This window comes from Mesorhizobium sp. M2A.F.Ca.ET.067.02.1.1 (assembly GCF_004023285.1).
In the GTDB taxonomy this organism is placed as follows: domain Bacteria; phylum Pseudomonadota; class Alphaproteobacteria; order Rhizobiales; family Rhizobiaceae; genus Mesorhizobium.
Window position 1 is genome coordinate 1 of record NZ_RZSB01000286.1, and the last position, 6,933, is coordinate 6,933.

Genomic DNA, 6,933 nt, shown 5'->3' on the forward strand with positions numbered 1-6,933 from the left:
CGCGACAGGTTTTTCGTCGTCATCGAGCCGGAGACGGCATCGTCGTTGAGCAGCAGAAAGATCACGTCGCCGGCGCCCTTGGCGCGCAGTTTCGGCGCCACCGCCAAGAGCTTTTCGCCGCGGCGCGACAGGTCTCGGGCCAGCCGGCAGGTCTCGGCCGCCGCTTGAACCAGCGCAACGCAAACCGCGCGTTCGAATCCCTCTTTCCCGGGCCGGATGCGCCCGCCGCCGGCCTCTGTGCGGAAGGCCGGACCAAAAACCTGCGCCATCAGGAGCGGCAGCGGCCGTGGCCAGCCCAGGCTTTGCGCCAGCACAAAATCTGCGAGCCACCAGGCGAACAGCTCGGCATCGGGGCGAGCGGCGAGGACACGAGTGGCGATCGCTGCGGCGGCGAACGGCGCTGGCCGTTCGGATGCCGTGAGCTTCTCGATCTGCGTGCAGAGGTCAGCAAGCGCCGAGCCGTCCCAGCGCAGCCCGAGCTGCTCGACGATCGTTTCGAGCCGATCGGCGCTGGCGACGGGCGGCTGCAGCGCCAATTGCCGCCACGCGCTATAGATGGCGCCGGCGGGGCCGGGATCAGCACCTACCGCGCGCAGGTGCCAGGTATCGCGCAAGGCGGCCGCATCCTCGGCGCGGCCGGCGAGCCGTATGCAGGCGGCGGCGCATTTGAGCGCCAGCCTCTGGCCCCACGCGCCGGACCAGGCAGGCTGCGCGCGGGCAAGTGTGTCCAGCGAAGCCAGGGCGGCGCCGGCCTGGAAGGCGGCGTCGGCGTCGCTCGGCCCGCCGCCGGCGGCAAGCGCCCAGGCCGGAACGGTCGGCGGCGCGGACGGATTGGCGGTCGCGGGATCGAGGCGAATCATGATTTCGAGGGTAAAGCGGTCGTGCGCTTTTGGCGATGATTTTCGGCACAAAACGCACAGCCTGTCGGTGCGACAAAACGAATGATAATGTTGCCTTATCAGTCATTTAGCCATGCTAGCTTGCCACCGTGTGCGCCTCAGATCGCTACTGGCTATACTGAGAAAGTCCCTGCTTCCGGTGCGGTTCCAAATCGACCTGTGAGTGATTGAGGCGCAGTCGCCAATAGATGCCCGCCATACGTCTGAGGCGGCCGCGTTTGCTATGACGTCACACAATAGGAAAAGGCACAGATTCATTGTCAGGAGCACTTGTAGCGGCCTACCGCTGCCAACCCCCGAGACAATCGGCGAAGGAGCGACCGAGGCGGCTATCCTATTTACAGGTCGCGACCGCGTTTTGCCGAACAAGCCGATCAGCTCTCTTCCTTCTATGATCATTGGGGGCTAGCCGAGGCCGGTCTTATTCGTAGAACCTTGGATCAAGCGGTGAAAAGCGACAGCCTCTCCTACCCTCCTCGCGGCCTCTCACGAGAAGAGGCCGCCCGGTATGTCGGCGTGGGCATAACCAAATTTGACCAAATGGTCGCTGATGGCCGTATGCCAAAGCCGAAGAAGGTCGACGGCCGCGTGATTTGGGACCGGCTGAGACTCGAGGCTGCGTTTACCGAACTACCTGGAGATGATGAAGAGAATATCGTCGACTTCCTGTTGCAAGGGAATCATCGCAGGGAATAGATTCGTTCTGCCATGACCGACAAATATCCTGGCCTTTCCTCCTACACCGATCGCCACGGCAAACTTCGCTGGCGCTATCGGACGAAGGAGCGTGTTGTCAGTCTGCCGGCGCCAAACCAACCCGGTTTCAAGGATGCTTACAAAGCAGCGGTCGAGGGCCGGAAAGTCCCCAAGGCCCCTGTCGTCCAAATGCCCGGAGCTGCCCTGCCCGGCACGTTTGGAGCGGCCTTTCAACGGTTGAAGATCTCTGTCAAGTGGCTGGCGCTTGACGAGGCCAGCAAGCGCAAGAACACGCGGCTCATCGAAGAGTTTTTAGAACTGCGGGTGGTCCCTGATCACCCGCTCATCTGGCGGAACGTGCCGGTTAAGAATCTTAGACGCATCCATGTTGAAGAGCTTCTAGGCCGCTTCATCGCCACGCCCCACAAGGCCAAACACCTATTGGTCGGCATACGCAAGCTGGTCTATGTCGCACTTCGGCAAGACTGGATCGAAATCGACCCCACAGCAGCGGTCGAGTGGCGGCCAGCCTATGCCGGCTGGAAAGCATGGTCGCGTGAGGCCATGGAGCAATTTGAAAAGCGTTGGCAGCTCGGCACCGCAGCGCGCACCTGCTACGGGTTGGCACTTTGGCTCGGCAACCGCCGCGGCGACGTCGCGGGCCTGCGCTGGGATCAAAGAGTCACTCGTCGTGTGTTCATCGATGGCGTCGAGCGTCACTTCGACGGGTTTGATATCGTTCAGGCCAAGAACAAGGGACGAACTGGCGGCAAACGGCTTTTTGTGCCGATCACACCGATGCTCTCCGAGATTTTGGATGCGGCCGACAGGCGCGGCGAGACCGTCCTGGTCAACGGCTACGGGGAACCGTTCTCGGCCAAGTCGCTGACTGGAATGATGGCGCATTGGTGCAAGCTTGCCGGCCTGCCCAAGGGGCTGACCCTCCATGGCTTGCGGAAGTCGCTCGGCGTTTATCTGGCGGAGGCAGAGGCTTCGACCAGGCAGCTCATGGATGTGCTCGGTCACGACGATATCGATCATGCCGAGCTCTATTCGCGCGAGGCATCGCAGGTTCGGTTGGCGGTCCAGGGGATGGATCGAGTCGTGCGTCTCGTGACGCGCAAGCCGATGCTTGGCGAACCTATTGGCGAACCTCGTGGCGAACCACCCTATAAAACGTTGATAAATAACGATAATGGTGGGCCCGGAGGGACTCGAACCCCCAACCAAGCGGTTATGAGCCGCCGGCTCTAACCATTGAGCTACAGGCCCCACGCGGGCTGGCTTAGTGTTTTTCGCTCTTCCGCACAAGCCTCTCCGAATGCGCTGGTTCGATCGCCAGGGTCAGGCCGTATCCCTGAGATGGAGCGGTATGAAATGACCGGGTGGTATGGCGACGACCCGATCTTTCGAACTTTGATTTGGTCGCTGATGCCACTGGACCTTGCCCTGAGGCGGTCCACTTTCGCCTTCCGAGTTGCTTCAGCCGCAAACGCTGCCTGCGGAGGAAGAGGTTCGCCTCCATCCAGGAGAAACGTGATCCAGCGCGGGTTGCCGGCTCTCCAGAGCGGCGTCTTTGTCGCCTTTTGACCCGGACTCGATCCGCGCCCAATGCCGGCGGCCTGAGACAGGTATCTGATGGCGCCGACAGATTTTGCCAAGCCCGCGCTGACAGATCACCGGCACAGTCAATCTGCCCCAACGGAATAAGGGGCTATATCTTTTGTCCTTTCGGACCAATGCGTCCGGCAGGATGGACCTCGGTCGATTGTGGACCAGGGGGCAAATCAGACAGTCTCGCCATCGCGCCGGCTGATAACCCCAAGCCCCCCGCCCATCGGTTGGCGCATGCCCGGCTCGCGGACCTCAAAATCCTAACCACAAAAGCGAGCCGGGCTTCCATCCGCGTGCCCGCGCCGAGACGCAATTGCCGGAAATGCAATGAGGAGTTGGACTGTCTATCACGTCGATTTCGCAGCAGGCGGCAACAGCCCGCTTCTAACCGAGATCGGAAGCGTTGAAGCAGAGAATCTCCTGGCAGCGGTTATGAAGGCACAGGCATTGTGGCCCGACGAAAGGTCCATGACCGTCCGCCCGGCCGGACAAGACAGCCAGCCGGCGCAGCCGCCGGCCCCTCAGCACGACAGCGATTGAAGACACGGAGCGATCAGGTCGCTCGCTTCGCCTGCGAAGCCCCGACACGATCCGGTCACATATGGAGCGCTGCCCGGCGCGCCAGGCAAGCGGCATCGACACCTTCCCAACCCTGTACCATGTCATCGGCGCATCTCGACCATTGTCGGGAGTAGCTGTTGGTGGGAAACTCGGCCGGTCAGCATGGGAGGTCAAAATGCCCAATAATTTCAAGACCGGAGACGTCGTCAGGCTGAAATCCGGGGGCCCGGAGATGACTATCAGCGACGGCGCGGCCTCCGGCATGTATCTGTGCCACTGGTTCAACCGCGAAGGCGACGTCTGGACGCCGCAGCATGCCGGCTTCAAGCCGGACCAGCTGGTGGTGGTCGACAACCAGAGATAGTCGCAGCTTCCGTTCGGACGCATCCCGGTCCGGCGCAACCGTATCGGATGGATTGCCGTCCGGCTAAAAGGACCGACGGATTTTGCTCCTCGCCGCGTTCAACGGCTGAAGCGTGGCCGCCAATGGCCGCGCCAACCGGAGACGAGAGCATGATCCGCCTATTCGCCTTTGCCCTTGGCCTGCAGACCGCTGTCGCGGTCGCCCAGACGACGACGCCTGCCCCCGCCCAGACGACGCCGGACACTGCGGCTGCCGCCAAGCCTGACCAAACCAAGTTCGGCCTGACGCTGGAAAAGTTCGAGGCGCGCCGGGAAAAGGCGTTCATGCGGGCCGACACCGACAATGACGGCAAGGTCAGCCTCGCCGAATGGACCGCTTTCCAGACCGAACGCAAGGCAAAAGGCGATCCGGCCAAATCCTTCGCGCGCATGGACGCCAACAAGGACGGCTTCGTCGACAAGGGCGAACTCGACGCCTTCCTCGCCAAGCGCTTCGCCAAGCTGGACAAGAATGGCGACGGGGTGCTCAGCGCCGACGAGCGGCCGAGCCACAAATCCGCTCCCAAGCAGGAGCAATGACCAAGAGGTTATGCAGCGCAATGACACATGCGAGCGCCCCTGTTGATGGGCGCCGATCCGGACGAGGAACTGGTACGCCGCATTCGCGCCGGCGACCCCGCCGCAATGCAGGCGATGGTGGCGCGCAAGCTACCGCGCATCCTGGCTCTGGCCGCGCGGATGCTGGGCGACGCGGCGGAGGCCGAGGACGTCGCGCAGGAGACTTTCGTGCGCATCTGGCGCCACGCCTCAGGCTGGCGGCAGGGGCACGCGCGATTCGACACCTGGATCCATCGCGTCGCGCTCAACCTCTGCTACGACCGGCTGCGGCGCCGGCGCGAATGGGTAACGGACGAGCTGCCGGAGGTGGCCGATGACGCACCGCTTCCCGATGCCATGCCGGGCGACGAAGAGCGCAGGGTCAACCAGGCGCTGCAGCGCCTCGCGCCGCGCCAGCGCGAGGCGATCGCTGGTCTATTATCAGGAGCTGTCCAACATCGAGGCCGCCGGCGCCATGCAGGTCAGCGTCGATGCGCTGGAAAGCCTGCTCGCGCGGGGTCGCCGCGCCCTGCAGGCGATGCTTATCGGAGATGATGGCGATGACTGAGAAAGCAAGGGAGTTGCCGGCTTCGCGGATGAGGGCGTGGGGGGCCACGTCAAAACGGTGGAAGGGGGAACGATATGGCTGAGAAAACCACAAGCGGGCCGATGGATGCCGGGCGCTTCGCCGCGCTGGCTGACGCCTATGGCGGCGCGTTGCACCGCTGGCTGCGGGCCGATCAGGCCGCCGCGACACTGTTTGCCGAGACCGAGCAAGGCCGCGTCATCCTGGCGCGCGCCGGCAGGCTCGACGCCATGCTCGACCGGCATCGGGTCGAGGCGCCCAGCTCGGCGCTGCATCGCGCCATCGTCGCCCGGGCAACGTCCGAGGTTAGGCAGGAGCGGCGCCGTCGGTTCTGGTGGCTGGGCTTCGGGCTTGCGGCCGTCGGGCTCGCTGGCGCCGTGGCAGGGCTGGCGCTGGTGACCGTCGTCAGCCCGGATATCCAGTCCGACCATTATGTGATGGACGCCAACGCGACGTCGTTCGGCGACGCCGGGCCCGATGCCGACCAGGCGGAGGAGGACCTATGAACCCCCGTCTTGTCGCGGCATCCCTGGTGCTCAACGTCTTTCTGATCGGCGCGGTGGCCGGCGGGGCGGGCTGGCTGATCGGCAAATCCAATCCGGGCTTTTCGCTGGAATCGGCAGGCGGCCGGCTGCCCGCCGCCGACCGCAAGATTTTCCGCCAGGCGCTCCGCGAGGTGCGCCGAGAGTCCCGCGACGTGATCCTTGATGGACAGGCCGCAAGGCGCGAGGCGGCGAACCTGCTGCAGCAGCCTACCCTCGACAGCAACGCGCTTGCCGCCGCCCTGGAGCGCGCGCGCAACGCCGATGTCACCGTGCGGGCGCGGCTGGAACAGCGCATCGTCGAATTCGCCGCATCGGGCTCGCCGGAAGACCGCCAGCTGCTGGCGGACGCACTGCTTCGGCGTGCCGGCCGGCAGACGCCGCCCGCAAAAAAATCGCCATAGGCGGCGACGGAGAGGGTGGGTGTGCTCCGTTCAAGGGAAAGAGGGACAGGCCTGCCGTCAGTCGATGCCGGCAGGTTCTCTTCAACCTCGGAACTTCGGGAGTACCCCATGAACAGTCTGACGAAATATTCGCTCGCCGCCGCGCTCGCCATCGGCGGCACGGCCGCGGCAAGCGCGGCTTCGGCCATGCCGATCGCGCGGTTGCGCCCGCCGCGCCGGGAATGATCGAGCATGTCGCCTGGGGTTGCGGGCCGGGCTGGCATCCCAACTACTGGGGTCACTGCGTGCCCAATCGCCGCGTTGTCTATCCCGGCTATTATTACTGGGGCGGACCGCGCGTCTATGTCGGTCCGGTCTGGCATCCTTACCATCGCTGGCATCACTGGCGCCGCTGGTAAGAGCCGCCTCGCGCCGCCGGTGCTGCGGCCGGCGTCGTGAACCATCCGATGACGAGGACAGGCCGGCCGACGCGGCGAGCGCCGGCCGGCGAGATGGAGGCCGGATTGGCCTTACCCGCATCAAATGCAACGCCGCCCGATCCGGCGCTTGTCGCGCTCCACCGCTTCGGCCTCGGCGCAAGACCAGGCGACGATTTCGCCAAGATTGCCGCCGATCCGCGCGGCTACCTCAAGGCCGAGCTCAAGCAGCAGGATATCGCGCTCATTTCCCCC

7 protein-coding genes, 1 tRNA gene and 3 pseudogenes are annotated in these 6,933 nt (G+C 64.4%); 9 read left to right on the plus strand and 2 right to left on the minus strand.

Annotated elements, in window-relative coordinates:
* A partial coding sequence (locus EOA28_RS19380; protein ID WP_128315162.1) for a DUF1403 family protein occupies positions 1 to 860 on the minus strand: 860 nt, incomplete at its 3' end.
* 486 nt (positions 861 to 1,346) lie between these two features.
* On the opposite strand from EOA28_RS19380, the gene EOA28_RS19385 reads away from it, so the two are divergent.
* Both EOA28_RS19385 and EOA28_RS40300 read left to right on the plus strand, forming a co-directional pair.
* Positions 1,347 to 1,595, plus strand: a complete 249-nt coding sequence (locus EOA28_RS19385; protein WP_128315163.1) for a hypothetical protein — start codon at positions 1,347 to 1,349, stop codon at positions 1,593 to 1,595.
* Positions 1,596 to 2,159: 564 nt separating this feature from the next.
* Positions 2,160 to 2,600 (plus strand): annotated as a pseudogene (locus EOA28_RS40300) (tyrosine-type recombinase/integrase); the annotation flags it as partial.
* Between the two features lie 191 nt (positions 2,601 to 2,791).
* On the opposite strand, the gene EOA28_RS19395 reads toward EOA28_RS40300, so the two are convergent.
* Positions 2,792 to 2,867 (minus strand) — tRNA-Ile (locus tag EOA28_RS19395).
* Between the two features lie 1,078 nt (positions 2,868 to 3,945).
* Here EOA28_RS19395 and EOA28_RS19400 point away from each other — a divergent pair.
* From EOA28_RS19400 to EOA28_RS19430, 7 genes and pseudogenes are all read left to right on the plus strand, one after another.
* Positions 3,946 to 4,134 (plus strand): YodC family protein, encoded by a 189-nt coding sequence (locus EOA28_RS19400; protein ID WP_127249903.1) that lies wholly within the window; start codon positions 3,946 to 3,948, stop codon positions 4,132 to 4,134.
* Between the two features lie 149 nt (positions 4,135 to 4,283).
* Positions 4,284 to 4,712, plus strand: a complete 429-nt coding sequence (locus EOA28_RS19405) for an acid-shock protein (RefSeq protein WP_127249904.1) — start codon at positions 4,284 to 4,286, stop codon at positions 4,710 to 4,712.
* Between the two features lie 45 nt (positions 4,713 to 4,757).
* Positions 4,758 to 5,298: pseudogene (locus EOA28_RS19410) on the plus strand (RNA polymerase sigma factor).
* 74 nt (positions 5,299 to 5,372) lie between these two features.
* Positions 5,373 to 5,822, plus strand: coding sequence for a hypothetical protein (locus tag EOA28_RS19415; protein WP_127249906.1), 450 nt, complete (start codon positions 5,373 to 5,375; stop codon positions 5,820 to 5,822).
* Entirely contained in the window at positions 5,819 to 6,262 is a 444-nt protein-coding gene (locus EOA28_RS19420) for a periplasmic heavy metal sensor (protein ID WP_127249907.1), read from the plus strand. Before EOA28_RS19415 ends, EOA28_RS19420 begins: the two co-directional genes overlap by 4 nt.
* Before the next feature lie 221 nt (positions 6,263 to 6,483).
* Positions 6,484 to 6,660, plus strand: coding sequence for a hypothetical protein (locus tag EOA28_RS40305; RefSeq protein ID WP_245501556.1), 177 nt, complete (start codon positions 6,484 to 6,486; stop codon positions 6,658 to 6,660).
* 93 nt (positions 6,661 to 6,753) lie between these two features.
* Positions 6,754 to 6,933, plus strand: a pseudogene (locus EOA28_RS19430) (hypothetical protein); the annotation flags it as partial.

Bases quoted from the DNA above. Each gene is read 5' to 3' on its own strand.
- EOA28_RS19400 (WP_127249903.1), top strand. From the start codon at position 3,946: ATGCCCAATAATTTCAAGACCGGAGACGTCGTCAGGCTGAAATCCGGG.
- EOA28_RS19405 (WP_127249904.1), top strand. From the start codon at position 4,284: ATGATCCGCCTATTCGCCTTTGCCCTTGGCCTGCAGACCGCTGTCGCG.
- EOA28_RS19415 (WP_127249906.1), top strand. From the start codon at position 5,373: ATGGCTGAGAAAACCACAAGCGGGCCGATGGATGCCGGGCGCTTCGCC.
- EOA28_RS19420 (WP_127249907.1), top strand. From the start codon at position 5,819: ATGAACCCCCGTCTTGTCGCGGCATCCCTGGTGCTCAACGTCTTTCTG.
- EOA28_RS40305 (WP_245501556.1), top strand. From the start codon at position 6,484: ATGATCGAGCATGTCGCCTGGGGTTGCGGGCCGGGCTGGCATCCCAAC.